The organism is Streptomyces sp. CB02414 (assembly GCF_001905385.1).
Lineage (GTDB): Bacteria > Actinomycetota > Actinomycetes > Streptomycetales > Streptomycetaceae > Streptomyces.
In genome coordinates, this window is record NZ_LIPF01000002.1 from 682,615 (window position 1) to 703,599 (window position 20,985).

34 protein-coding genes are annotated in these 20,985 nt (G+C 67.2%); 2 read left to right on the plus strand and 32 right to left on the minus strand.

The genetic code is table 11. From position 1 onward, the window contains the following. The first annotated feature begins 36 nt into the window (after window positions 1-36). Both AMK11_RS09245 and AMK11_RS09250 read left to right on the plus strand, forming a co-directional pair. On the plus strand, window positions 37-1,119 hold the full coding sequence (locus AMK11_RS09245; RefSeq protein WP_073725057.1) for a glycosyltransferase family 2 protein: 1,083 nt from the start codon (window positions 37-39) through the stop codon (window positions 1,117-1,119). Window positions 1,120-1,123: 4 nt separating this feature from the next. Continuing rightward, window positions 1,124-1,330: a hypothetical protein gene (locus AMK11_RS09250; RefSeq protein ID WP_073725059.1), complete on the plus strand. Its 207-nt coding sequence runs from the start codon at window positions 1,124-1,126 to the stop codon at window positions 1,328-1,330. A 90-nt stretch (window positions 1,331-1,420) separates the two neighbouring features. Here AMK11_RS09250 and AMK11_RS09255 read toward each other — a convergent pair whose 3' ends face one another. From AMK11_RS09255 to rpsJ, 32 genes are all read right to left on the minus strand, one after another. Beyond that, window positions 1,421-2,869: a polysaccharide deacetylase family protein gene (locus AMK11_RS09255; protein ID WP_241846924.1), complete on the minus strand. Its 1,449-nt coding sequence runs from the start codon at window positions 2,867-2,869 to the stop codon at window positions 1,421-1,423. A 249-nt stretch (window positions 2,870-3,118) separates the two neighbouring features. Further along, on the minus strand, window positions 3,119-3,973 hold the full coding sequence (gene truA / locus AMK11_RS09260; RefSeq protein ID WP_073725063.1) for a tRNA pseudouridine(38-40) synthase TruA: 855 nt from the start codon (window positions 3,971-3,973) through the stop codon (window positions 3,119-3,121). Window positions 3,974-4,140: 167 nt separating this feature from the next. Then, window positions 4,141-4,644: a 50S ribosomal protein L17 gene (gene rplQ / locus AMK11_RS09265; protein WP_073725065.1), complete on the minus strand. Its 504-nt coding sequence runs from the start codon at window positions 4,642-4,644 to the stop codon at window positions 4,141-4,143. Between the two features lie 153 nt (window positions 4,645-4,797). Beyond that, window positions 4,798-5,820 (minus strand): DNA-directed RNA polymerase subunit alpha, encoded by a 1,023-nt coding sequence (locus AMK11_RS09270; protein WP_003966937.1) that lies wholly within the window; start codon window positions 5,818-5,820, stop codon window positions 4,798-4,800. 123 nt (window positions 5,821-5,943) lie between these two features. Beyond that, window positions 5,944-6,348 (minus strand): 30S ribosomal protein S11, encoded by a 405-nt coding sequence (gene rpsK / locus AMK11_RS09275; protein ID WP_007443997.1) that lies wholly within the window; start codon window positions 6,346-6,348, stop codon window positions 5,944-5,946. 66 nt (window positions 6,349-6,414) lie between these two features. After that, on the minus strand, window positions 6,415-6,795 hold the full coding sequence (gene rpsM, locus AMK11_RS09280) for a 30S ribosomal protein S13 (protein ID WP_004984507.1): 381 nt from the start codon (window positions 6,793-6,795) through the stop codon (window positions 6,415-6,417). A 204-nt stretch (window positions 6,796-6,999) separates the two neighbouring features. Beyond that, complete coding sequence (gene rpmJ, locus AMK11_RS09285; RefSeq protein ID WP_003974245.1) at window positions 7,000-7,113, minus strand: 50S ribosomal protein L36; 114 nt, start codon at window positions 7,111-7,113, stop codon at window positions 7,000-7,002. Between the two features lie 68 nt (window positions 7,114-7,181). Beyond that, on the minus strand, window positions 7,182-7,403 hold the full coding sequence (infA, locus tag AMK11_RS09290; protein WP_003948620.1) for a translation initiation factor IF-1: 222 nt from the start codon (window positions 7,401-7,403) through the stop codon (window positions 7,182-7,184). A 150-nt stretch (window positions 7,404-7,553) separates the two neighbouring features. Beyond that, on the minus strand, window positions 7,554-8,390 hold the full coding sequence (gene map, locus AMK11_RS09295; RefSeq protein WP_073725067.1) for a type I methionyl aminopeptidase: 837 nt from the start codon (window positions 8,388-8,390) through the stop codon (window positions 7,554-7,556). 159 nt (window positions 8,391-8,549) lie between these two features. Beyond that, the gene (locus AMK11_RS09300; protein ID WP_073725069.1) at window positions 8,550-9,203 is read right to left on the minus strand and encodes an adenylate kinase; all 654 of its coding nucleotides are present in this window, start codon (window positions 9,201-9,203) and stop codon (window positions 8,550-8,552) included. Next, the gene (gene secY, locus AMK11_RS09305) at window positions 9,203-10,516 is read right to left on the minus strand and encodes a preprotein translocase subunit SecY (RefSeq protein WP_073725071.1); all 1,314 of its coding nucleotides are present in this window, start codon (window positions 10,514-10,516) and stop codon (window positions 9,203-9,205) included. Before secY ends, AMK11_RS09300 begins: the two co-directional genes overlap by 1 nt. A 241-nt stretch (window positions 10,517-10,757) precedes the next feature. Further along, window positions 10,758-11,213, minus strand: coding sequence for a 50S ribosomal protein L15 (gene rplO / locus AMK11_RS09310; RefSeq protein WP_023547373.1), 456 nt, complete (start codon window positions 11,211-11,213; stop codon window positions 10,758-10,760). A gap of 2 nt (window positions 11,214-11,215) precedes the next feature. Continuing rightward, on the minus strand, window positions 11,216-11,398 hold the full coding sequence (gene rpmD, locus AMK11_RS09315; RefSeq protein ID WP_003974250.1) for a 50S ribosomal protein L30: 183 nt from the start codon (window positions 11,396-11,398) through the stop codon (window positions 11,216-11,218). 2 nt (window positions 11,399-11,400) lie between these two features. Further along, a complete protein-coding gene (gene rpsE, locus AMK11_RS09320) occupies window positions 11,401-12,006 on the minus strand; it encodes a 30S ribosomal protein S5 (protein ID WP_073725073.1) in 606 nt (201 codons plus the stop codon). A gap of 41 nt (window positions 12,007-12,047) precedes the next feature. Continuing rightward, window positions 12,048-12,431: a 50S ribosomal protein L18 gene (rplR, locus tag AMK11_RS09325; RefSeq protein WP_043381015.1), complete on the minus strand. Its 384-nt coding sequence runs from the start codon at window positions 12,429-12,431 to the stop codon at window positions 12,048-12,050. Between the two features lie 3 nt (window positions 12,432-12,434). Next, complete coding sequence (gene rplF, locus AMK11_RS09330) at window positions 12,435-12,974, minus strand: 50S ribosomal protein L6 (RefSeq protein WP_073725075.1); 540 nt, start codon at window positions 12,972-12,974, stop codon at window positions 12,435-12,437. A gap of 24 nt (window positions 12,975-12,998) precedes the next feature. Further along, window positions 12,999-13,397, minus strand: a complete 399-nt coding sequence (gene rpsH / locus AMK11_RS09335) for a 30S ribosomal protein S8 (RefSeq protein ID WP_026248232.1) — start codon at window positions 13,395-13,397, stop codon at window positions 12,999-13,001. Between the two features lie 211 nt (window positions 13,398-13,608). Continuing rightward, window positions 13,609-13,794, minus strand: coding sequence for a type Z 30S ribosomal protein S14 (locus AMK11_RS09345; RefSeq protein ID WP_003948630.1), 186 nt, complete (start codon window positions 13,792-13,794; stop codon window positions 13,609-13,611). Window positions 13,795-13,799: 5 nt separating this feature from the next. Next, window positions 13,800-14,357, minus strand: a complete 558-nt coding sequence (gene rplE / locus AMK11_RS09350; protein ID WP_073725077.1) for a 50S ribosomal protein L5 — start codon at window positions 14,355-14,357, stop codon at window positions 13,800-13,802. Then, window positions 14,357-14,680, minus strand: a complete 324-nt coding sequence (rplX, locus tag AMK11_RS09355) for a 50S ribosomal protein L24 (RefSeq protein ID WP_003992365.1) — start codon at window positions 14,678-14,680, stop codon at window positions 14,357-14,359. The genes rplE and rplX overlap by 1 nt, the downstream gene beginning before the upstream one ends. A 2-nt stretch (window positions 14,681-14,682) precedes the next feature. Further along, on the minus strand, window positions 14,683-15,051 hold the full coding sequence (gene rplN / locus AMK11_RS09360) for a 50S ribosomal protein L14 (RefSeq protein WP_003992364.1): 369 nt from the start codon (window positions 15,049-15,051) through the stop codon (window positions 14,683-14,685). Between the two features lie 131 nt (window positions 15,052-15,182). Beyond that, the gene (gene rpsQ, locus AMK11_RS09365; RefSeq protein ID WP_019329634.1) at window positions 15,183-15,470 is read right to left on the minus strand and encodes a 30S ribosomal protein S17; all 288 of its coding nucleotides are present in this window, start codon (window positions 15,468-15,470) and stop codon (window positions 15,183-15,185) included. Further along, window positions 15,470-15,694, minus strand: a complete 225-nt coding sequence (gene rpmC / locus AMK11_RS09370) for a 50S ribosomal protein L29 (protein WP_007494763.1) — start codon at window positions 15,692-15,694, stop codon at window positions 15,470-15,472. Before rpmC ends, rpsQ begins: the two co-directional genes overlap by 1 nt. Continuing rightward, window positions 15,694-16,113 (minus strand): 50S ribosomal protein L16, encoded by a 420-nt coding sequence (gene rplP / locus AMK11_RS09375; RefSeq protein WP_019329635.1) that lies wholly within the window; start codon window positions 16,111-16,113, stop codon window positions 15,694-15,696. Before rplP ends, rpmC begins: the two co-directional genes overlap by 1 nt. A gap of 5 nt (window positions 16,114-16,118) precedes the next feature. Further along, the gene (gene rpsC, locus AMK11_RS09380) at window positions 16,119-16,949 is read right to left on the minus strand and encodes a 30S ribosomal protein S3 (protein ID WP_019329636.1); all 831 of its coding nucleotides are present in this window, start codon (window positions 16,947-16,949) and stop codon (window positions 16,119-16,121) included. Continuing rightward, window positions 16,949-17,296, minus strand: coding sequence for a 50S ribosomal protein L22 (gene rplV, locus AMK11_RS09385; protein ID WP_003974262.1), 348 nt, complete (start codon window positions 17,294-17,296; stop codon window positions 16,949-16,951). Before rplV ends, rpsC begins: the two co-directional genes overlap by 1 nt. 42 nt (window positions 17,297-17,338) lie before the next feature. Then, entirely contained in the window at window positions 17,339-17,620 is a 282-nt protein-coding gene (gene rpsS, locus AMK11_RS09390) for a 30S ribosomal protein S19 (RefSeq protein ID WP_003948639.1), read from the minus strand. A gap of 12 nt (window positions 17,621-17,632) precedes the next feature. After that, window positions 17,633-18,469, minus strand: coding sequence for a 50S ribosomal protein L2 (gene rplB, locus AMK11_RS09395; RefSeq protein ID WP_019329639.1), 837 nt, complete (start codon window positions 18,467-18,469; stop codon window positions 17,633-17,635). 41 nt (window positions 18,470-18,510) lie between these two features. Then, window positions 18,511-18,930 carry a 50S ribosomal protein L23 gene (gene rplW, locus AMK11_RS09400; RefSeq protein WP_073725079.1) on the minus strand — a complete coding sequence of 140 codons (420 nt, stop codon included), beginning with the start codon at window positions 18,928-18,930 and terminating at the stop codon, window positions 18,511-18,513. Then, window positions 18,930-19,586, minus strand: coding sequence for a 50S ribosomal protein L4 (rplD, locus tag AMK11_RS09405; RefSeq protein ID WP_073725081.1), 657 nt, complete (start codon window positions 19,584-19,586; stop codon window positions 18,930-18,932). The genes rplW and rplD overlap by 1 nt, the downstream gene beginning before the upstream one ends. 8 nt (window positions 19,587-19,594) lie before the next feature. Continuing rightward, window positions 19,595-20,239: a 50S ribosomal protein L3 gene (rplC, locus tag AMK11_RS09410; protein WP_073725083.1), complete on the minus strand. Its 645-nt coding sequence runs from the start codon at window positions 20,237-20,239 to the stop codon at window positions 19,595-19,597. A 16-nt stretch (window positions 20,240-20,255) separates the two neighbouring features. Then, window positions 20,256-20,564, minus strand: a complete 309-nt coding sequence (rpsJ, locus tag AMK11_RS09415; RefSeq protein ID WP_003948644.1) for a 30S ribosomal protein S10 — start codon at window positions 20,562-20,564, stop codon at window positions 20,256-20,258. Window positions 20,565-20,985 lie beyond the last annotated feature (421 nt).

Genomic DNA, 20,985 nt, shown 5'->3' on the forward strand with positions numbered 1-20,985 from the left:
GGTGGGGACGTCCGCGCAGCCCCCACCACGACCACGATGGTCTACGAGACCGTCGTCCTCGTTCCCGCGAGGAACGAGGAGGTCGGCGTCTTCACCTCTCTCGAGTCCCTGTCCCAGCAGACCCGCCGGCCCGACCTGATCGTCGTGGTGGTCAACAACTCCACCGACCGCACCGAGGACTACGCGCTCCAGTTCGCCGAGGACGAGAGCACGCCGCCGACCGTCGTGCTGAACTTCCCGGACAACCCCCACAAGAAGGCGGGCGCCCTCAACTACGGTCTGAGCTGGCTCAGGCAGGCCGTCGGCGGCCGTCTCAACGGCCGCGTGGGCCACATCCTCGTCATGGACGCCGACACCGAACTGCACTCCCGGTTCATCGAGCGCGCCCGCAACGTCATCTCGTCCGATCCCGAGATCGGCGGTGTCAGCGCGGCCTGCTTCGGCCGTACCGACCTGTGGCGCAGCCCCTGGCAGCGGTTCCTGCTCGGCATGCAGATCATCGAGTACGGCCGGGCGGCCAACTCGCGCTTCCGCAAGGACGTCCACACCATGTCGGGCGCCGGCTCCTTCTACCGTGCCGAGGCACTGCAGGGCCTCATCGACTGGCGCGGCGAGGTGTTCTGGGAGGACCACCGCAACCTCGTCGAGGACTACGAGACCACGCTGGCCCTCAAGGAGTCCGGCTGGAAGGTCACGGCCAATCAGCTGTGCATCGCGTACACCGACCTCATGCCCACCCTGCGCGAGCTGATCCAGCAGCGCGAGCGGTGGAGCCGGGGCACCGTGGACGCACTGCGCCGCCGTGGCTGGACCAAGTTCACCTGGCACTCCATCATCACGATGGTCCTGGGCCTGTTCGGCTTCTCGTACATCTTCATCTGGGGCGCCCGGCAGCTCGTCGCCGCGGCCCAGTACAGCCTGAGCACCCACCCGCTGCTGTGGGCCCTGCTCGCCTTCTGGATCATCTATCCCGCGCTGCGGGTACGGACCCTGGGCTGGAAGGCGATGCTCGTCGAGGCCCTGCTCATCCCCGAGCTGGTCTACACCGTCGTACGGGCCTACTGGCTCGTGTCGTCCATCCTCAAGTCCTACGTGACGCGTGTGTCCGCCTGGAAGTAGAAGAATGAACACCCTCAGAGGCCTCGGAGCCTGCGCGGTCCTCGCCGGCATCGCCTACACCGTCACGAAGGTCACCCAGGTCGAGATCGTCGTCCTCGGCTTCACGTGCCTGGCCGTCACCCTCACCCTGCTGGGCTGGATACTCTCCGTCAAGCGGAGCCGGCACGACCGCCGGGCGGCCGGCGGCGGCAGGCGGGCACGCCGCTCCTGACCGCACGCCGCACACGTACGAACGCCGGGGGCGCCGCACAGATCCTGTGCGGCGCCCCCGGCGTCGTCGTGCGGACGGCCCCAAGGCCGCTCAGGTGTAGTGCGCCATCGCCTCCTGCACCGTCAGCACCTCGATGCCCCGCTTGTCGATCTCGCGCATCAGGCGTTCGAGGCCCTCGGTGCTCAGCTCCGTGTTCTGCGTGGGAACACCCTGGACGATCCGGTGCAGGCACAGGATGAGCCAGTCGCCGCCGCTCGCACAGCGGTCCAGCGCGCCACCCTTCTCGATCACGTCGGCGAGCGTCTCGCCGCCGATCTCCTTCCCGTCGTTGATCCCGGTCAGCGCCTTGAGCCGGTACGGCATCGCCGGGGCGAAGCTCTCGGTCGTCTCGGAGATGATGGAACGCGCGGTGGTGAAGTGCCGGGCGGCCAGCAGGTCGACGGGCACACCGTCGCGGGTCTTGCCGAACGCCCCGTGCGGATAGGCGAAGTGCTCACTGGTGAAACCCCGGCCGACCAGCCACTCGCGCAGCTTGCGGAAGTCGTCGTCGACCTCCTCCGCGGAGAGTTTCGGGTAGCTCGCCTCATGGGCCTTGAGCGAGTAGGCGTGTCCGGCCATCTCCCAGCCGGACGAGTCCTGCAGGGAACGCATCTGTCCGATGCTCATGAAGGGCTCGGTGTCGATCGCGTCGGCGATGTTGTAGAGCGTGCCGGGCATCTGGTACCGGTCCATGACCGGGCGGGCGAAATCGTGCACCGACCCGTGCGAGTCGTCGAAGGTGATCGAGACGACGCCCTTGGGGAAGACGTCCGTGGTGTCCGGCACCACCTCGACGGCCTGGAGGCGGTAGGTGACCGGCCCCTTCGCGTCGTCGTACACAGCGAACGACATGTCGGTGAAGCCGGACCGGTCCGACGGCTCACCGCGCGACGACAGCTCGTAGTCGCCGGCCGCCCCGGTGACGTCCGCCCACTGCAGGTGGACGGTGACCCACTCCCCCGACTGCACGTAGTTGGTGCCCTTGGCCGCGTGGTAGTGGAAGACCCAGCTGAAGTTGTCCGCCAGCTTCCCGCTGCCCAGGTAGAACTCCATCCGCTCCAGGTGGGCCACGTCCTCCACCTGGAAGACGAGACGGAGCATCTTCCCCTTGAGGCTCATCGGTTCCATGCCGGTACGGCGTACGAAGGACTGGACACCGTCGCCGCGCGTGGTGACCCGGCAGGACCGGTCACCTCGGGTGAAGACCTCGGCGTCGGAGTCGGAGGAGGCGGTGCCCTCACCGCCGGCCGACCACTCGTGCCCCTCCTGGAACTGCTCGCTCCAGGTCGCCCGCCGGTACTGCGGGCGGCGCCCGGTCGGGGCGTACGTCGGCGGGGTCAGGTTCTTGGCGCTCCCGCCCACACCGAGGTCGACGGCCCTGGTGCCGCTCTCCGCCGACGCGGGCAGGATCAGGTCCCTGCCCGCCACGCCCGCGGCCACGCCGCCGGCCGTCAGCAGACCTCCGAGCCCCAGCAGGCCGAGGGCCGAACGGCGGCCCACTTTCGCCCTGGAATCTCTGTCGGCGGTCGCCGAATGCTTTCTCGCTCTGCTCATAGTGCCCCCAGCTCGGATCGGACCCGGCCGCGCGCGACACACCGGACGGCCGCCCCCCAAGGGCGCGTCCGGTGTCCAGTAAAGAAGTCGTGGCGGCCCGACGGCCTCGCCGTCCCGTCGGCGGGATTCCGGCGGACGGCACGGACGAGACGACGTCGAACGGGAGTCTAGCGGGGCCCCTTGTGCATCATGCGTTCAGCAGCAGCCGTTCCCCGGCAGCGTCCGCCTGTTCCGCGCCTCGCGGTTGCGCGCCGCCAGCAGCTCGTCCGCCGGGTAGCCGACCTCCTCCAGGGTCAGCCCGTGGGGCCGCACCACGTGCACGGCGGAATCCCTCACGCCGGCCGCCAGCACCTTGGCCGGCCAGTCGGGCGTGCGGTGGCCGTCCCCGACGAAGAGCAGGGCGCCGATGAGCGAGCGCACCATGTTGTGGCAGAAGGCGTCGGCACGGACGGCGGCGGTGATGATCCCGTCGTCGCCCCGGACCAGGCTCAGCTCCTGGAGGGTCCGGATGGTCGTGGCCCCCTCCCGCTTCTTGCAGTAGGCGGCGAAGTCGTGCTCCCCCAGCAGCCCGCGGGCGGCCTCGTTCATGGCGTCCACGTCGAGCGGCCAGTCGTGCCACAGGACGTGCCCGCGCAGCAACGGGTCGACACCGCCGGGGTTGTCGGTGACGCGGTAGGCGTAGCGCCGCCAGACGGCGGAGAACCGGGCGTTGAAGCCGCTCGGCGCCTCCCGGAGCGCCCAGACCCGCACGTCCCTGGGCAGCCGCCCCGCGAGCCGCTTGAGCAGCTTCACGTGGTGCTCGGCCCACACCTCGTGCGGCAGATCGACGTGTGCGACCTGCCCCCGCGCGTGCACGCCCGCGTCGGTCCGCCCGGCCACGGTCAGGTCGTACGTCCGCCCGGACCGCGTGACCGTCCGCAGCGCCTCCTCGATCTCCCCCTGCACGGTCCGCCGCCCGCCGGCCTGCTTGGCCCACCCGGAGAACTCGGACCCGTCGTAGGAAAGATCCAGCCGCACCCGCACGAACCCGGGCTCTACTTCGTCACTCACCCAGAAATCCTCTCACCAACGAAAAAGCGGGCCCGCCCCTCGAAAGGAACGGACCCGCAACGCCCTGAAGGGGCGCGGGACTGTGCTCGACTAGCGGCTCCGCCGCGCGGGCGCGAGCAACCACGACGAAAGCCGCAGCCGCGACCACACAGCCCCCGGCAGAACGCTTACGCGTCCTTGGACTCCTCGGCGGGAGCCTCGTCGGCCTTGGTCGTGTCGACCTTGGCCACGGACCCCTCGGCGGAGCCCTCGGCGTCCTTGGCGGCGCGCTTGGTGGCTGCCTCGGCCTCGCCGGTCGCCTCCTGCGCCACGGTCAGCGCCTCGACCAGCTCGATGACGGCCATGGGCGCGTTGTCGCCACGGCGGTTACCGATCTTGGTGATCCGGGTGTAGCCACCGGGACGGTTCTCGTAGCGCGGGCCGATCTCGGTGAAGAGCGTGTGGACGACGCTCTTGTCCGTGATCACCTGGAGCACCTGACGGCGGTTGTGAAGGTCGCCCTTCTTCGCCTTGGTGACCAGACGCTCGGCGTACGGACGCAGCTTGCGCGCCTTCGCCTCGGTGGTGGTGATCCGGCCGTGCTCGAAGAGGCTCTTCGCGAGGTTCGCGAGGAGCAGCTTCTCGTGCGCGGCGCTGCCGCCCAGACGGGCACCCTTGGTGGGCTTCGGCATGGTGTTTCTCCTAGGTGTCTGCCCCGGCCGTATCAGGTACCGGAGTCAGTATCCGAGCAGGCGGTCGCCTGTCGGAGATCCGGGGCACCTTTTCAAGCGCCCCGGAGGATCCGCGGGAACTGCGCGACCAGCCACGACGGGCCGGCAGCCGAATCAGTACTGCTCGGTCTCCACGAAACCGGCGTCAGCATCGTCGTCGGCACCGAACGCGTCGGCCGCAGCGGTCGGGTCGAATCCGGGCGGGCTGTCCTTCAGGGCCAGGCCCATGCCGGCCAGCTTCGCCTTGACCTCGTCGATGGACTTCGCACCGAAGTTGCGGATGTCCAGCAGGTCGGCCTCGGAGCGAGCGACCAGCTCACCCACGGAGTGGATGCCCTCGCGCTTGAGGCAGTTGTACGACCGAACGGTGAGCTCCAGCTCCTCGATCGGCAGCGCCAGGTCGGCGGCGAGCGCGGCGTCCGTCGGGGACGGGCCCATGTCGATGCCCTCGGCGTCGATGTTCAGCTCGCGGGCGAGACCGAACAGCTCGACCAGCGTCTTACCGGCGGAGGCCATGGCGTCGCGCGGACGCATCGCCTGCTTGGTCTCGACGTCGACGATCAGCTTGTCGAAGTCGGTGCGCTGCTCGACACGCGTGGCCTCGACCTTGTACGTGACCTTGAGAACCGGCGAGTAGATCGAGTCGACCGGGATACGCCCGATCTCCTGACCGACCTGCTTGTTCTGCACGGCGGAGACGTAGCCGCGACCGCGCTCGACGGTCAGCTCCATCTCCAGCTTGCCCTTGCCGTTGAGCGTGGCGAGGACGAGGTCGGGGTTGTGCACCTCGACACCGGCCGGGGGCGCGATGTCGGCGGCGGTGACCAGACCCGGGCCCTGCTTGCGCAGGTACATCACGACCGGCTCGTCGTGCTCCGAGGAGACGACCAGCTGCTTGATGTTGAGGATCAGGTCGGTGACGTCCTCCTTGACGCCCGGCACGGTGGTGAACTCGTGCAGGACGCCGTCGATGCGGATGCTGGTGACAGCAGCGCCGGGGATCGACGACAGGAGGGTGCGGCGGAGGGAGTTGCCGAGGGTGTAGCCGAAGCCCGGCTCCAGCGGCTCGATGACGAACCGGGAGCGGAACTCGTCGACGACCTCTTCGGTCAACGAGGGACGCTGAGCGATCAGCATGTGGTGATCCTTCAGTCAGGGGCGCCCGCTATTTGACGCCCGACTAGTACTGCAAGGGTACGGGCGATACGACCCGAAAGAGCCGTACCGCCCGAAAACCCTGGTGAAGCAGGTGAAGCGAGATCAGACGCGACGACGCTTCGGCGGACGGCAGCCGTTGTGCGGGGTGGGCGTGACGTCCTGGATGGAACCGACCTCGAGGCCGGTCGCCTGCAGGGAGCGGATGGCGGTCTCACGACCGGAACCCGGGCCCTTGACGAAGACGTCGACCTTGCGCATGCCGTGCTCCTGCGCGCGGCGGGCAGCCGACTCGGCGGCCATCTGCGCGGCGAACGGCGTGGACTTCCGGGAGCCCTTGAAGCCGACGTGGCCGGCGGAGGCCCAGGAGATCACGTTGCCGGTCGGGTCCGTGATGGACACGATCGTGTTGTTGAACGTGCTCTTGATGTGCGCGTGGCCGTGAGCGACGTTCTTCTTTTCCTTGCGGCGCACCTTCTTGGTCGCGCCCTGACGTCCCTTGGGGGGCATGTCGTTCTCCTACGGGAGGTGGTCGGTCCTACAGCGAAGACCGCTGGACGGCGAGTCCGCTGCGGACTACTTCTTGCCCGGCTTCTTCTTGCCGGCGATGGCGCGACGCGGGCCCTTGCGGGTACGAGCGTTCGTGCTGGTGCGCTGACCGCGGACGGGCAGACCGCGACGGTGACGGAGACCCTGGTAGGTACCGATCTCGACCTTGCGGCGGATGTCGGCCTGGATCTCGCGACGGAGGTCACCCTCGGTCTTGATGTTGTTGTCGACGTACTCGCGGATCGCGACGAGCTGCTCCTCGGAGAGGTCCCGAACACGGGTGTTCGGGTCCACGCCGGTCGCGGCGAGCGTCTGCTGCGAGAGGGTCCGGCCGATGCCGAACACGTAGGTGAGGGCGATCTCCACGCGCTTTTCGCGCGGGATGTCAACACCGGAAACGCGTGCCATTCAATGGCTCCAGTTGATTGTCGGAGGTCTTCCACAGAACCGGATCCCGGCCGCCGGCACCTTCTCTGCGAAGGCTTGGTACGGCACGGGTCCCCGGCCTCCGAACCGGGGGTGTCAGGCGGTCTTCCGCCCGGGTCCTGCGTATGAACATGTTCAGCTCGCGTCGCGCGAAGTCATGCGAATCGCGGAGGGAACGGTCAGGCGTCAGCCCTGGCGCTGCTTGTGGCGCGGGTTGTCGCAGATGACCATGACCCGACCGTGACGGCGGATCACCCTGCACTTGTCGCAGATCTTCTTGACGCTCGGCTTGACCTTCATGGGTGTGAGGTTCTCCGGGTCAGTTGCCGGCGGACCCGCGCGCGGGGCGCACGGGACGTGGGCAAGATCTACTTGTACCGGTAGACGATCCGGCCACGCGTCAGGTCGTACGGAGACAGCTCCACCACGACCCGGTCGTCAGGGAGGATGCGGATGTAGTGCATGCGCATCTTGCCGCTGATGTGTGCCAGGACCTGGTGGCCGTTCTGGAGCTCCACCTTGAACATGGCGTTCGGAAGAGACTCGACGACAGTGCCTTCGATCTCGATGGCACCTTGCTTCTTGGCCACGCTTCGCCCTTCGAATCGACTACCTTGATCGACTCCCGTGCGTTGTAGCGTTCGCATGCGGACATGCGGGTGCACCAGAGCCGACGAGTCAGTCTACGTCAGCGAACCCGGAAAGGCGAAACGGGGAAGTCTGCCCCGGATACCTGATCGTTATGCGAGGGGGTCCGGAGCAGCGGCGACGCCCAGCTCCGCCAGCTTCGCCCGGCCCCCGTCGACCGCCGTCAGGACCAGCGGGCCCTGCTCCGTCAGGGCCACCGAGTGCTCCCAGTGGGAGGACCAGGTGCCGTCCGTAGTGATGACGGTCCAGTCGTCTTCGAGGACCTCGGTGCGCGGGGTGCCGAGGGAGATCATCGGCTCGATGGCCAGGCAGAAGCCGGGGACCAGCTTGGGGCCCTTGCCGCGCTTGCGGTCGACGTAGTTCAGCAGGTGCGGGTCCATGTGCATCTCGGTGCCGATGCCGTGGCCGCCGTAGTCCTCGATGATCCCGTACTTGCCGCCGCCGGGCTTCGGCTGGCGGCGGATGTACGTCTCGATGGCCCGGGAGACGTCGACCAGGCGGTTGCCCTGCTTCATCGCCGCGATGCCCGCCCACATCGACTCCTCCGTCACCCTGGAGAGCTCGACCAGCTCCGGGGAGTGGCCGGAGCCGACGAAGGCCGTGTAGGCGGCGTCGCCGTGCCAGCCGTCGATGATCGCGCCGCAGTCGATGGAGATGACGTCGCCGTCCTTGAGGACCACGTCGTCGGACGGGATGCCGTGGACGACGACCTCGTTCACGGAGGTGCAGATGGTCGCGGGGAAACCGCCGTAGCCCAGGAAGTTCGGCTTGGCGCCGTGGTCCGCGAGGACCTTGCGGGCGACCTGGTCCAGGTCCTTGGTCGTGGCGCCGGGCACGGCGGCCTCGCGCGTGGCCGCGTGGATGGCGGCGACGACCAGCCCCGCCTCACGCATCTTGGCGATCTGCTCGGGGCTCTTGATCTGCACCATGGGAACTGCGGCCTTTCTGGACCGGTGAGGGCGGGTACACGTCCCGGAGACGGGGTTCCCGGGGACGCTTCCAACGATACGGGGCGGGCGCCACCCACCCCACACAGCGCAGCCGCGGCCCCCGGGTGAGGGACCGCGGCTGCAGCCAGGCTGAGAAGACTACTGGTCGCGCTTGAGCGCCTCCAGCGCGCGGCCCGTGACCTCGTCCACCGGTCCCGTCGCCGCGATGGTGACGACCAGGCCCTGCGCCTTGTAGTAGTCGATGATCGGCTCGGTCTGCGTGTGGTAGACCTCCAGCCGCTTGCGGACCGTCTCCTCGGAGTCGTCGTCCCGCTGGTACAGCTCGCCGCCGCAGACGTCGCAGACGCCTTCCTGCTTCGGCGGCGTGTACGTCACGTGGAAGACGTGCGCCGAGTCGTTGCGGCAGACGCGCCGGCCGGCGATCCGCTTGACGACCTCGTCCTCGGGAGCCTCCAGGTCCAGCACCGCGTCGAGCTTCATGTCCTCGGTCTCGAGCAGCTCGTCCAGCGCCTCGGCCTGCGACACGTTGCGCGGGAAACCGTCCAGCAGGAAGCCGCCCTCGGCGTCGGGCTGCTCCATGCGGTCCTTCGCCATGGCGATGGTGACCTCGTCGGGTACGAGGTTGCCGGCGTCCATGTAGGACTTCGCGAGCTTGCCCAGCTCGGTCTGCCGACTGATGTTGGCGCGGAACAGGTCGCCCGTGGAGATGTGCGGGATGTGCAGCGTCTCGGCAAGGCGGGTGGCCTGCGTACCCTTCCCAGCACCCGGAGGCCCGACGAGGACGATTCGCATCAGCGGAGGAACCCTTCGTAATTGCGCTGCTGGAGCTGGCTCTCGATCTGCTTCACCGTCTCGAGGCCGACACCCACGATGATCAGGATGCTGGTCCCGCCGAACGGGAAGTTCTGGTTTGCCCCGAAACCGGCCAACGCCATTGTCGGTACGAGAGAGATCAGGCCCAGATACAGCGAACCCGGCCAGGTGATCCGGTTGAGTACGTAGCTCAGATACTCAGCGGTCGGTCGGCCAGCCCGGATGCCCGGGATGAACCCACCATACTTCTTCATGTTGTCCGCGACTTCCTCGGGGTTGAACGAGATGGCCACGTAGAAGAAGGCGAAGAAGACGATCAGGAGGAAGTACAGGACGATGTGCGGCGCGGCCTCGGGGTCGGCGAGGTTCTTCTGGATCCAGGTGGCCCAGCCCGCGGTCGAGCCGGAGAACTGGACGATCAACGCCGGGATGTAGAGCAGCGACGAGGCGAAGATGACGGGGATGATGCCCGCCTGGTTCACCTTGAGCGGGATGTACGTCGACGTACCGCCGTAGGAACGGCGGCCGATCATGCGCTTCGCGTACTGCACCGGGATGCGGCGCTGGGCCTGCTCGACGAAGACCACCAGGCCGACCATGACGAAGCCGACCAGCATGACGATGCCGAACTCGATCCAGCCGCCCGCCAGGTCGCCCTCCTGCTTGATGGCCCACAGGGCGGAGGGGAAGGTCGCGGCGATCGAGATGAACATCAGGATCGACATGCCGTTGCCGATGCCGCGGTCGGTGATCAGCTCACCGAGCCACATGACGACGGCCGTACCGGCGGTCATGGTGACGACCATGACGACGGTGGTGAAGATGGCCTGGTCGGGAACGATCTGGCCGGCGACGGTGCAGCCGGAGAACAGGGCGCCGCTGCGGGCGGTGGCGACGAGGCCGGTGCCCTGGAGGATGGCGAGGGCGATGGTCAGGTAGCGGGTGTACTGCGTGATCTTCGCCGTACCCGCCTGGCCCTCCTTCTTCAGGGCTTCCAGACGCGGGATCACCACGGTCAGCAGCTGCAGAATGATGCTCGCCGTGATGTACGGCATGATGCCGAGCGCGAAGACCGTGATCTGCAGCAGGGCGCCACCGCTGAACATGTTGACCAGGCCGAAGAGACCCTGGTTGCCGGACGCCTGGTCCACGCACTCCTGGACGTTCTTGTAGTCGACGCCTGGAATGGGGATGTGGGTACCGAGCCGGTACACCACGATGATGCCGAGCGTGAAGAGCAGCTTCTTGCGCAGGTCGGGCGTCTTGAACGCCCGGGCGAACGCGGTGAGCACGGTGCCTCCTGCGACCCCCGCGCTACTGCGTCAAGGGTGACGGTCTTGAGGTTCGACTGACGACAAAGTAAGTAACGGTCAACTGCCGCTCAGGGTGCCTCATGTGACGCACCCGTGAAAGAGGGCAGCGCAGGCCACCTTACCGGCGGGAGTACTTCCCTTGGAACGACCAACCGGGGATACCCCTTTTGTGGGGCATCCCCGGTTGGGATCGCTCATGTCATCGACACGCCTGAGTAGTTCAGACGAGCTCGGTGACGGTACCGCCGGCGGCGGTGATCTTCTCCTTGGCGGAGCCGGAGACGGCGTCGACCGTCACCTGCAGCGCCACGGAGATCTCGCCCTGGCCGAGGACCTTGACGAGGCTGTTCTTGCGAACGGCACCCTTGGCCACCAGGCCCTCGACGGTGACCTCGCCACCCTCGGGGTACAGCGCGGCCAGCTTGTCGAGGTTCACGACCTGGAACTCGGTCTTGAACGGGTTCTTGAAGCCCTTCAGCTTCGGAAGACGCATGTGGAGGGGCATCTGGCCACCCTCGAAGCGCTCCGGAACCTGGTAACGGGCCTTCGTACCCTTCGTACCACGACCGGCCGTCTTACCCTTCGACGCCTCACCACGACCGACACGGGTCTTGGCGGTCTTGGCGCCGGGGGCCGGACGGAGGTTGTGGATCTTGAGCGGGTTCTGCTCCGCCATGATCAGTCGACCTCCTCGACCGTCACGAGGTGGCGGACGGTGTGCACCATGCCGCGGAACTCGGGGCGGTCCTCCTTGACGACCTGCGTGTTGATCCCCTTGAGACCAAGGGAACGCAGGGTGTCACGGTGGTTCTGCTTGCTGCCGATGTAGGACTTGACCTGCGTAATCTTGAGCTGCGCCATGATTACGCACCCGCCCCGGCACGCGCACGGAGAAGAGCCGCGGGGGCGACGTCCTCGAGCGGCAGACCACGGCGGGCCGCGACCTCCTCGGGACGCTGCAGGCCCTTCAGGGCCTCCACGGTCGCGTGCACGATGTTGATCTGGTTGTCGGAGCCGAGCGACTTCGACAGGATGTCGTGGATGCCGGCGCACTCGAGCACGGCGCGCACCGGACCACCGGCGATAACACCGGTACCCGGGGACGCGGGCTTGAGCAGCACGACGCCGGCAGCCTTCTCACCCTGGATGGGGTGCGGGATGGTGCCCTGGATGCGGGGGACCTTGAAGAAGTGCTTCTTGGCCTCCTCAACGCCCTTGGCGATGGCGGCCGGCACCTCCTTGGCCTTGCCGTATCCGACACCCACGGTGCCGTCACCGTCGCCCACCACGACCAGCGCGGTGAAGCTGAAGCGACGACCACCCTTCACAACCTTGGCGACACGGTTGATCGCGACGACGCGCTCAACGTAAGCGGTCTTCTCGGCGGCAGCTGCGCCGCCGTCACGGCCCTTCCGGTCCCGCCGCTCGCCGCCACCGGCACCGCCACCGCGGCGCTGGGGTCCAGCCATTGGAATTACCTCTCTCTGTTTCCGCTAGCTACGGAACCGGCTCAGAACTTCAGACCGGCTTCGCGGGCGGCGTCCGCCAGAGCGGCGATGCGCCCGGCGTACTGGTTGCCACCGCGGTCGAACACGACGGCCTCGACACCCGCGGCCTTGGCGCGCTCGGCGACCAGGGCGCCGACCTGCTTGGCCTGCGCGGACTTGTCGGCCTCGCCGCCACGGATCGAGCTGTCCAGGGTGGACGCCGACGCAAGGGTGTGACCCTTGAGGTCGTCGATCACCTGGGCCACGATGTGGCGGTTCGAGCGAGTAACGACCAGACGGGGACGCTCCGCCGTACCCGAGAGATTCTTGCGAATCCGGATGTGACGGCGCTTGATCGCGGCGCGCTTGTAGGCGTCGCCCTTGAGGATCTTCTGCCCGTATGCCATGGCTTACTTACCCGCCTTTCCGACCTTGCGGCGGATGACTTCGCCCTCGTACTTGACGCCCTTGGCCTTGTACGGGTCGGGCTTGCGCAGCTTGCGGATGTTGGCCGCAACCTCGCCGACCTTCTGCTTGTCGATGCCCTCGACCGAGAAGCGGGTCGGGGACTCCACCTTGAAGGTGATGCCCTCGGGGGCCTCGACGGTGATCGGGTGGCTGTAGCCCAGGGAGAACTCCAGGTTCGAACCCTTGGCGACAACGCGGTAACCGACACCGCTGATCTCGAGCTTCTTCACGTAACCCTGGGTCACGCCGGTGATCATGTTCGCCACCAGCGTGCGGGACAGGCCGTGCAGGGCCTTGCTCTGACGCTCGTCGTTGGGGCGGGTGACGCTCAGCACGCCGTCCTCACCCTTGGCGATGTCGATCGGCGCCACGACGGTGTGGGTCAGCGTGCCCTTGGGGCCCTTGACCGCGACCGTACGGCCGTCGATGGTGACGTCCACGCCGGCGGGAACCGCGATGGGGAGCTTGCCGATGCGCGACATAGCTGTTTCCTCCGTTCCCTTCCGCTACCAGACGTAGGCGAGGACTTCCCCACCCACGCCCTTCTTGCCGGCCTGCTTGTCGGTGAGGAGCCCGTGCGACGTGGAGATGATCGCCACGCCGAGGCCGCCCAGCACCTTGGGCAGGTTGGTGGACTTCGCGTACACCCGGAGACCGGGCTTGGAGATCCGCTTGATGCCCGCGATGGAGCGCTCACGGTTCGGGCCGAACTTCAGCTCGAGGACGAGGTTCTTGCCAACCTCGGCGTCCTCGGTCTTCCAGCCCGTGATGAAGCCCTCCTGCTGGAGGATCTCCGCGATGTGAGACTTGATCTTGGACGCCGGCATCGTCACGGAGTCGTGGTACGCCGAGTTCGCGTTCCGCAGACGCGTAAGCATGTCTGCGATCGGATCAGTCATGGTCATGAATTGGCCTTCGGCCTCTCTCGCCGGGGTTTCCTGGTGCGCCATCCCTCTCCCCGATCCGAGACGGGACGGGTGCGGCGCGGTGGACCTACGGCGTAGTAAGTCGTACGGGCGCGGCAGACGCCCAACCCCACAAGCCTAAGGCATGGGGGCTGGGCCTTCTGCCGACCCAGATGCTTACCGAGAGTCTGAATAACCCGGGATTACCGGATTACCAGGAGCTCTTGGTCACGCCCGGCAGCTCGCCACGGTGAGCCATCTCACGAAGGCACACGCGGCACAGGCCGAACTTGCGGTAGACGGAGTGCGGGCGGCCGCAGCGCTGGCAGCGGGTGTAGCCACGCACACCGAACTTGGGCTTGCGAGCAGCCTTAGCGATCAGAGCCTTCTTCGCCATCTCGCTCACGCCTCCTTGAACGGGAAGCCGAGGTGACGAAGGAGCGCGCGGCCCTCAGCGTCGTTGGTCGCCGTGGTGACCACGGTGATGTCCATACCCCGGACGCGGTCGATCTTGTCCTGGTCGATCTCGTGGAACATGACCTGCTCCGTGAGACCGAAGGTGTAGTTGCCACGGCCGTCGAACTGCTTGGGGGACAGGCCGCGGAAGTCGCGGATGCGCGGCAGCGCGAGCGACAGGGTGCGGTCCAGGAACTCCCACATGCGGTCGCCACGGAGCGTGACGTGGGCACCGATCGGCTGACCCTCACGCAGCTTGAACTGCGCGATGGACTTGCGGGCCTTGGTGACGGCCGGCTTCTGACCGGTGATCGTGGTGAGGTCCTTGATGGCACCCTCGATCAGCTTGGAGTCGCGGGCGGCGTCGCCCACACCCATGTTGACCACGATCTTGACGAGGCCCGGAACCTGCATGACGTTCTCGTACGAGAACTCCTCACGCAGCTTGCCGGCGATCTCCTCGCGGTACTTCGTCTTCAGACGCGGAGTGGTGGTGGTCGTCATCAGATGTCCTCACCCGTCCGCTTGGCAACGCGGATCTTGTTGCCTTCGTCGTCGAAGCGGTAACCGACGCGGGTCACGACCTTGTTGCCGTCCTTCTCCACGACCAGCTGGACGTTGGAGACGTGGATCGGGGCCTCGGTGGTCACGATGCCGCCGGCCTGCGAACCGCGAGCGGTCGGCCCGGCCTTGGTGTGCTTCTTGACCCGGTTGACACCCTCGACCAGGACGCGGTCCTCGCGGGGGAAGGCCGCGATGACCTTGCCCTGCTTGCCCTTGTCCTTACCGGTGATGACCTGGACCAGGTCGCCCTTCTTGATCTTCATGCTCACAGCACCTCCGGCGCGAGGGAGATGATCTTCATGAACTTCTTCTCGCGCAGCTCACGGCCGACGGGGCCGAAGATACGGGTGCCGCGGGGGTCGCCGTCGTTCTTCAGAATGACGGCGGCGTTCTCGTCGAAGCGGATGTACGAGCCATCCGGACGGCGACGCTCCTTGACGGTGCGAACGATGACCGCCTTGATGACGTCACCCTTCTTCACGTTGCCACCGGGGATCGCGTCCTTGACGGTGGCGACGATGACGTCACCGATGCCCGCGTAGCGGCGACCGGAGCCACCGAGCACACGGATGCAAAGAATTTCCTTCGCACCAGTGTTGTCGGCGACGCGCAGTCGCGACTCCTGCTGGATCACGTCTATCTCCTGTTTGTCTGCCGGTTCCCGGCAGGGGCCTCAGTACGAGGACCCCTGCCGAGCCTGGCGGAACTGACCTGCGTGGGTTTGCCCCGCAGGAATACCTTGCTCAATGAATTCCCTTACGGGAATTACTTGGCCTTCTCGAGGATCTCGACGACGCGCCAGCGCTTCGTCGCGGACAGCGGCCGGGTCTCCATGAGGAGGACGCGGTCGCCGACACCGGCGGCGTTCTGCTCGTCGTGCGCCTTGAGCTTCTCCGTACGGCGGATGACCTTGCCGTACAGCGCGTGCTTGACGCGGTCCTCGACGGCGACGACGACGGTCTTGTCCATCTTGTCGCTGACGACCAGACCCTCGCGGGTCTTGCGGAAGCCGCGGGCGGCCTTCGTCTCTTCAGTCACGTTGCTCTCGCTCATCAGGCGTTCTCCACCGTCTCGATGCCGAGCTCACGCTCACGCATGAGGGTGTAGATCCGGGCGATGTCCTTGCGGACCGCCTTGAGACGGCCGTGGTTCTCGAGCTGACCCGTGGCCGCCTGGAAGCGGAGGTTGAACAGCTCTTCCTTGGCCTCGCGGAGCTTCGCGAGAAGCTCCTCGTTGCCCAGCTCGCGCAGCTCGGACGCCTTGGTACCGGCCGACATCACGCTTCACCTGCCTCGCGCTTGACGATCCGGCACTTCATCGGCAGCTTGTGGGCCGCACGAGTCAGCGCCTCACGGGCGATCTTCTCGTTGGGGTAGGACAGCTCGAACATGACCCGACCCGGGTGCACGTTCGCGATCCACCACTCCGGAGAACCCTTACCGGAACCCATGCGGGTCTCGGCCGGCTTCTTCGTGAGGGGGCGGTCCGGGTAGATGTTGATCCAGACCTTGCCGCCACGCTTGATGTGGCGGGTCATCGCGATACGGGCCGCCTCGATCTGGCGGTTGGTCACGTACGCCGGCGTGAGGGCCTGGATGCCGTACTCGCCGAACGCAACCTGCGTACCGCCCTTGGCCAGACCACGGCGCTTCGGGTGGTGCTGCTTGCGGTGCTTGACCCTACGGGGGATCAGCATGACGGTCAGGCCTCCGTTCCGGTGCTCTCAGCCGGAGCGGCAGCGGCGGGCGCCTCGGCCTTGGGGGCCTCGGCGGCCGGAGCCGACTGCTGCTGCGGCTTGCGCCCGCGACGCTCGCCACCGCGGCCACCACGGGCCGGGCGGTCGTTGCCACCACGGGCCGGGCGGTTGCCCGCACGGGCGGCGGCGTTCTCGGCGCGGACCTCGGCGATGTTCTTGACGTCGCCCTTGTAGATCCAGACCTTCACACCGATGCGGCCGAAGGTCGTCTTGGCCTCGAAGAAGCCGTAGTCCACGTTCGCGCGGAGCGTGTGCAGGGGCACACGGCCCTCGCGGTAGAACTCCGAGCGGGACATCTCGGCGCCACCGAGGCGGCCACCGCACTGGATCTTGATGCCCTTGGCGCCGGCCTTCATCGCCGACTGCATGCTCTTGCGCATGGCACGGCGGAAGGAGACGCGGGAGGAGAGCTGCTCGGCAACGGCCTGGGCAACCAGCTGAGCGTCCGTCTCGGGGTTCTTGACCTCGAGGATGTTCAGCTGGACCTGCTTGCCGGTGAGCTTCTCGAGGTCACCGCGGATGCGGTCGGCCTCGGCGCCGCGGCGGCCGATGACGATGCCCGGACGAGCGGTGTGGATGTCCACCCGCACGCGGTCACGGGTGCGCTCGATCTCGACCTTGGAGATGCCGGCGCGCTCCATGCCGGACGTCATCATCCGACGGATGGCGACGTCTTCCTTGACGTAGTCCTTGTACAGCTTGTCGGCGTACCAACGCGACTTGAAGTCGGTCGTGACACCGAGCCGGAACCCGTGCGGGTTTACCTTCTGGCCCATTACCGGGTTCCTTCCTTGCTGCTGACGACCACGGTGATGTGGCTGGTCCGCTTGCGGATCCGGTAGGCGCGGCCCTGGGCGCGCGGACGGAACCGCTTCAGGGTCGGGCCCTCGTCGACGTAGGCCTCGGAAATGAAGAGGCTGTCGGCGTCGGTGTGGTCGTAGTTGTGCGCGGCGTTGGCGATGGCGCTGTCCAGCACCTTGCCGACCGGCACGCTCGCGGCCTGCGGGGCGAAACGCAGGACCGCCTGAGCCTCCGTGGCATCCATGCCACGGATGAGGTCCACCACGCGGCGGGCCTTCATGGGCGTGACGCGGATGTACCGCGCCTGGGCCCTGGCTTCCATGGTTGTCCCTTCAGTGTTTGTCATGGTCATTCCACCCCGCTGTTAGCGGCGCTTCGACTTCCGGTCGTCCTTGACGTGACCCCGGAAGGTGCGCGTCGGCGAGAACTCGCCGAGCTTGTGGCCGACCATGGACTCGGTGACAAACACCGGGATGTGGGTCTTGCCGTTGTGCACCGCGATCGTGTGGCCGAGCATGGCCGGGACGATCATCGAGCGACGGGACCAGGTCTTGATGACGTTCTTGGTGCCCGCTTCGTTCTGGACGTCCACCTTCTTGATCAGGTGGTCGTCGACGAAGGGCCCCTTCTTCAAGCTACGAGGCATCTCAACCCGTCCTTAGCGCTTCTTGTTCGTCTTGCGGCGGCGGACGATGTACTTGTTCGACGCCTTCTTGGGCGAACGAGTACGGCCTTCCTTCTTGCCCCACGGGGACACGGGGTGACGACCACCGGAGGTCCGGCCCTCACCACCACCGTGCGGGTGGTCCACCGGGTTCATGACCACACCACGGACGGTCGGGCGAACGCCCAGCCACCGCTTGCGGCCCGCCTTGCCCCAGTTGATGTTCGACTGCTCGGCGTTGCCGACCTCGCCGACGGTGGCGCGGCAGCGCACGTCGACCAGGCGGATCTCTCCGGACGGCATGCGCAGGTGGGCCATCTGGCCCTCCTTCGCGAGCAGCTGCACGGAGGCACCGGCGGAGCGGGCGAACTTGGCACCGCCACCGGGACGGAGCTCGATCGCGTGGATCGTGGTACCGACCGGGATGTTGCGGAGGGCCAGGTTGTTGCCCGGCTTGATGTCGGCCCCGGGACCGTTCTCGACGCGGTCACCCTGCTGCAGGTTGCGCGGGGCGAGGATGTAGCGCTTCTCGCCGTCGGCGTAGTGCAGCAGCGCGATGCGCGCGGTGCGGTTGGGGTCGTACTCGATGTGCGCGACCTTCGCCGGCACGCCGTCCTTGTCGTGACGACGGAAGTCGATCACGCGGTAGGCGCGCTTGTGTCCGCCACCCTGGTGGCGAACGGTCACACGACCGGCGTTGTTACGGCCGCCCTTGCTGTGCAGCGGGCGGACCAGCGACTTCTCCGGCGTGGACCGCGTGACCTCGACGAAGTCGGCGACGGAGGAGCCACGGCGGCCCGGCGTCGTCGGCTTGTACTTGCGGATTCCCATTTCTCAGTCCTCGTCCGATATTCGGACGATCCGGACCTCCGTCAGGAGGTCGGACCGCCGAAGATGTCGATACGGTCGCCCTCGGCAAGGGTCACGATCGCGCGCTTGCTGTCGGCACGCTTGCCGAAGCCCGTGCGGGTCCGCTTGCGCTTGCCCTGGCGGTTGATCGTGTTGACCCCGGTGACCTTGACCGAGAAGACCGCCTGGACGGCCTCCTTGATCTCGGTCTTGTTGGAGCCCGGCGCGACGATGAACGTGTACTTGTTCTCGTCGAGGAGCGCGTAGCTCTTCTCGGACACGACCGGCTTCAGCAGCACGTCACGGGGGTCCGTGAACGACTTGCTGACCGGGGTGACGACGGTGTTCTTGCCTTCGGCGGCGTGCCGACGCGCCTTCTTGACGCGCGCTTCCTTGGCCTTCTTCGCGGCCTTGGAGGCGATGGCGGGGTGACGGATGGCCATCAGGCCTCGCTCCCTTCGGTGTCATTGGCCTTCGGGCCGGACACGAAGGACTCGAAGGCGGCCTGGGTGAAGACCACGTCGTCCGAGACGAGAACGTCGTACGTGTTCAGCTGGCCCGGCTCCAGGATGTGGATCTGGGGCAGGTTGCGGGCGGACAGCCACGCGGCCTCGTCGGCGCGGTCGACGACCAGGAGCAGGTTCTTGCGCTCCGAGATCTTGCCGAACAGCGTTCGGGCGGCCTTCGTCGACGGGCTCTCGCCCTCGACGACGCCGGAGACGACGTGGATGCGGTTGTGACGGGCCCGGTCGGTGAGGGCGTGACGCAGGGCGGCAGCCTTCATCTTCTTCGGGGTGCGCTGCGAGTAGTCGCGCGGCACGGGACCGTGCACGACGCCACCACCGGCGAACTGCGGCGCACGGGTCGAGCCCTGACGGGCGCGGCCGGTGCCCTTCTGGCGGTACGGCTTCTTGCCACCGCCGCGGACCTCGCCACGGGTCTTGGTCTTGTGCGTGCCCTGGCGGGCAGCGGCCAGCTGCGCGACGACGACCTGGTGGATCAGCGGGATGCTGACCTTCTCAACGTCGAAGATCTCCGCGGGGAGCTCGACGGTGCCGGCCTTGTCGCCCGCCGGCGAAAGGATGTCAACAGTGCTCATCGGTTACCTCAGGCCCCCTTGGCCGCGGTGCGGACCAGGACGAGGCCGCCGTTCGGACCGGGAACCGCGCCCTTGATGAGCAGCAGACCCTTCTCCGCGTCAACGGCGTGGACGGTCAGGTTCTGGGTGGTGACCCGCTCGTTGCCCATACGGCCGGCCATGCGGAGGCCCTTGAACACGCGGCCCGGGGTGGCGCAGCCACCGATGGAACCGGGCGAGCGGTGCTTGCGCTGGGTGCCGTGTCCGGCGCCGAGGCCCTTGAAGTTGTGACGCTTCATGACACCGGCGAAGCCCTTGCCCTTGCTCTTGCCGGTCACGTCGACCTTGATGCCGGCCTCGAAGACCTCGGCGGTGACTTCCTGGCCGAGCGTGTACTCGGCGGCGTCGGCCGTGCGGATCTCGACGAGGTGGCGGCGGGGGGTGACGTCGGCCTTGGCGAAGTGGCCCTTGAGGGGCTTGTTCACCTTGCGCGGGTCGATCTCGCCGAACGCGATCTGGACGGACTCGTAGCCGTCGACGTCGTTCGTGCGGACCTGGGTGACGACGTTGGGGCCGGCCTTGACGACGGTGACCGGAACAACACGGTTGTTCTCGTCCCACACCTGCGTCATGCCGAGCTTCTCGCCCAGGATGCCCTTGATCTGCTTGTTCATCTTCAGATCACCGGCCTCAGAGCTTGATCTCGATGTCGACACCGGCCGGGAGGTCGAGTCGCATCAGAGAGTCAACGGTCTTGGGGGTCGGGTCGAGGATGTCGATCAGGCGCTTGTGCGTGCGCATCTCGAAGTGCTCGCGCGAGTCCTTGTACTTGTGCGGCGACTTGATGACGCAGTACACGTTCTTCTCAGTGGGCAGCGGCACCGGGCCCGCGACCGACGCACCAGTGCGGGTCACCGTCTCGACGATCTTCTTCGCCGAGCTGTCGATGACCTCGTGGTCGTAGGCCTTGAGCCGGATGCGGATCTTCTGTCCCGCCATGGCTACTTCGTAGTCCTGTCTCTCGTAACGCTCTGGTACCCGGCGGTTCCTTGCAGTCCCGCTCCCCCTCCGACCCACGCGGTCGGGCGTGTCGCACTCCCGCTGACACAGATGTCCCTTGTTCGAACATCCCTGCTCTGGGAGGTGCGGGCCCTTCCGGTACCGCGGACCGGGGGCGAGAGGCCCACCGGGCGCCTGGCCGGTACCCCGCTGACACTTCCCGGAAGATTCCCGTACGTCCGCCCCTGATCAGGGACGACGAGTACTGTGGGACTCGCTTCCGGTCCTCCCGGCGGGAGGCGCGCAGCATCGGCACTCGACCGAGCAACCCCGTTAGTCTGCCATACGGGGCGGGATGCTGGCCAATCGGGCCGGAGAGAATACCCCGGGGGTGGCGGAGATCAAACCCGGGGCCTGCGGA

What these genes read in the sequence shown, in the direction of transcription:
- AMK11_RS09245 (WP_073725057.1), top strand. Translation starts at nt 37, where the DNA reads ATGGTCTACGAGACCGTCGTCCTCGTTCCCGCGAGGAACGAGGAGGTC.
- AMK11_RS09250 (WP_073725059.1), top strand. Translation starts at nt 1,124, where the DNA reads ATGAACACCCTCAGAGGCCTCGGAGCCTGCGCGGTCCTCGCCGGCATC.
- rplQ (WP_073725065.1), bottom strand. Translation starts at nt 4,644, where the DNA reads ATGCCGAAGCCCACCAAGGGTGCCCGTCTGGGCGGCAGCGCCGCGCAC.
- AMK11_RS09270 (WP_003966937.1), bottom strand. Translation starts at nt 5,820, where the DNA reads ATGCTGATCGCTCAGCGTCCCTCGTTGACCGAAGAGGTCGTCGACGAG.
- rpsK (WP_007443997.1), bottom strand. Translation starts at nt 6,348, where the DNA reads ATGCCCCCCAAGGGACGTCAGGGCGCGACCAAGAAGGTGCGCCGCAAG.
- rpsM (WP_004984507.1), bottom strand. Translation starts at nt 6,795, where the DNA reads ATGGCACGCGTTTCCGGTGTTGACATCCCGCGCGAAAAGCGCGTGGAG.
- rpmJ (WP_003974245.1), bottom strand. Translation starts at nt 7,113, where the DNA reads ATGAAGGTCAAGCCGAGCGTCAAGAAGATCTGCGACAAGTGCAGGGTG.
- map (WP_073725067.1), bottom strand. Translation starts at nt 8,390, where the DNA reads ATGGTGCAGATCAAGAGCCCCGAGCAGATCGCCAAGATGCGTGAGGCG.
- AMK11_RS09300 (WP_073725069.1), bottom strand. Translation starts at nt 9,203, where the DNA reads ATGCGAATCGTCCTCGTCGGGCCTCCGGGTGCTGGGAAGGGTACGCAG.
- rplO (WP_023547373.1), bottom strand. Translation starts at nt 11,213, where the DNA reads ATGGCGGAGCAGAACCCGCTCAAGATCCACAACCTCCGTCCGGCCCCC.
- rpmD (WP_003974250.1), bottom strand. Translation starts at nt 11,398, where the DNA reads ATGGCGCAGCTCAAGATTACGCAGGTCAAGTCCTACATCGGCAGCAAG.
- rpsE (WP_073725073.1), bottom strand. Translation starts at nt 12,006, where the DNA reads ATGGCTGGACCCCAGCGCCGCGGTGGCGGTGCCGGTGGCGGCGAGCGG.
- rplR (WP_043381015.1), bottom strand. Translation starts at nt 12,431, where the DNA reads ATGGCATACGGGCAGAAGATCCTCAAGGGCGACGCCTACAAGCGCGCC.
- rplF (WP_073725075.1), bottom strand. Translation starts at nt 12,974, where the DNA reads ATGTCGCGCATCGGCAAGCTCCCCATCGCGGTTCCCGCCGGCGTGGAC.
- rpsH (WP_026248232.1), bottom strand. Translation starts at nt 13,397, where the DNA reads ATGACCATGACTGATCCGATCGCAGACATGCTTACGCGTCTGCGGAAC.
- AMK11_RS09345 (WP_003948630.1), bottom strand. Translation starts at nt 13,794, where the DNA reads ATGGCGAAGAAGGCTCTGATCGCTAAGGCTGCTCGCAAGCCCAAGTTC.
- rplE (WP_073725077.1), bottom strand. Translation starts at nt 14,357, where the DNA reads ATGACGACCACCACCACTCCGCGTCTGAAGACGAAGTACCGCGAGGAG.
- rplX (WP_003992365.1), bottom strand. Translation starts at nt 14,680, where the DNA reads ATGAAGATCAAGAAGGGCGACCTGGTCCAGGTCATCACCGGTAAGGAC.
- rpsQ (WP_019329634.1), bottom strand. Translation starts at nt 15,470, where the DNA reads ATGAGCGAGAGCAACGTGACTGAAGAGACGAAGGCCGCCCGCGGCTTC.
- rpmC (WP_007494763.1), bottom strand. Translation starts at nt 15,694, where the DNA reads ATGTCGGCCGGTACCAAGGCGTCCGAGCTGCGCGAGCTGGGCAACGAG.
- rplP (WP_019329635.1), bottom strand. Translation starts at nt 16,113, where the DNA reads ATGCTGATCCCCCGTAGGGTCAAGCACCGCAAGCAGCACCACCCGAAG.
- rpsC (WP_019329636.1), bottom strand. Translation starts at nt 16,949, where the DNA reads ATGGGCCAGAAGGTAAACCCGCACGGGTTCCGGCTCGGTGTCACGACC.
- rplV (WP_003974262.1), bottom strand. Translation starts at nt 17,296, where the DNA reads ATGGAAGCCAGGGCCCAGGCGCGGTACATCCGCGTCACGCCCATGAAG.
- rpsS (WP_003948639.1), bottom strand. Translation starts at nt 17,620, where the DNA reads ATGCCTCGTAGCTTGAAGAAGGGGCCCTTCGTCGACGACCACCTGATC.
- rplB (WP_019329639.1), bottom strand. Translation starts at nt 18,469, where the DNA reads ATGGGAATCCGCAAGTACAAGCCGACGACGCCGGGCCGCCGTGGCTCC.
- rplW (WP_073725079.1), bottom strand. Translation starts at nt 18,930, where the DNA reads ATGGCCATCCGTCACCCCGCCATCGCCTCCAAGGCCGCGAAGAAGGCC.
- rplD (WP_073725081.1), bottom strand. Translation starts at nt 19,586, where the DNA reads ATGAGCACTGTTGACATCCTTTCGCCGGCGGGCGACAAGGCCGGCACC.
- rplC (WP_073725083.1), bottom strand. Translation starts at nt 20,239, where the DNA reads ATGAACAAGCAGATCAAGGGCATCCTGGGCGAGAAGCTCGGCATGACG.
- rpsJ (WP_003948644.1), bottom strand. Translation starts at nt 20,564, where the DNA reads ATGGCGGGACAGAAGATCCGCATCCGGCTCAAGGCCTACGACCACGAG.